This is a genomic window from Vibrio sp. 2132-1, assembly GCF_033344315.1.
In genome coordinates this window covers 1-581 of sequence record NZ_JAWPON010000609.1, presented here as the reverse complement: position 1 = coordinate 581, position 581 = coordinate 1, and the positions used below count along the sequence as shown (strand labels likewise).

The window sequence follows — 581 nt, the reverse complement described above, 5'->3', positions numbered from 1 at the left end:
CGTAAGATTGTAGAATCTCTGCTTTTGCCGCTTCTACATCTGCCCAGCCATCAACTTTCACCCATTTTCCTGATTCCAACTCTTTGTAGCGCTCAAAGAAATGCGTGATTTGTGCTTTTAGCAACTCAGGAATGTCGCCCACATCTTGAATGTGTTCATACTCTTTAGAGATTTTAGAGTGCGGTACGGCAACGACTTTGGCATCTTCGCCCGACTCATCCGTCATCTTCAAAACGCCAACAGGTCGGCAGCGAATAACAGAACCTGGCATGAGTGGGTATGGCGTTGGGACAAGGACGTCTACTGGGTCACCATCAAGCGAAAGTGTGTTGTTCACGTAACCGTAGTTACATGGGTAAAACATTGGCGCAGACATGAAACGGTCGACAAATACAGCACCAGAGTCTTTATCTACTTCGTATTTGATAGGGTCTGCATTGGCAGGGATTTCGATAACGACGTAAATATCTTCAGGTAGCGATTTACCTGCTGGTACATGGTTTAGGCTCATTTGAATATTCCTTTTCATTGAGGATGAGTAGCCAGAAGATCGCCCTCATCTATGATTAATTCGCATTTCA

At 44.9% G+C, this 581-nt stretch carries 1 protein-coding gene; it reads right to left on the bottom strand.

All coding sequences use genetic code 11. The annotated features are described in order from the left end of the window. A partial coding sequence (gene ppa, locus R8N47_RS26940; RefSeq protein ID WP_318186332.1) for an inorganic diphosphatase occupies nt 1–511 on the bottom strand: 511 nt, incomplete at its 3' end. Nucleotides 512–581: the final 70 nt, after the last annotated feature.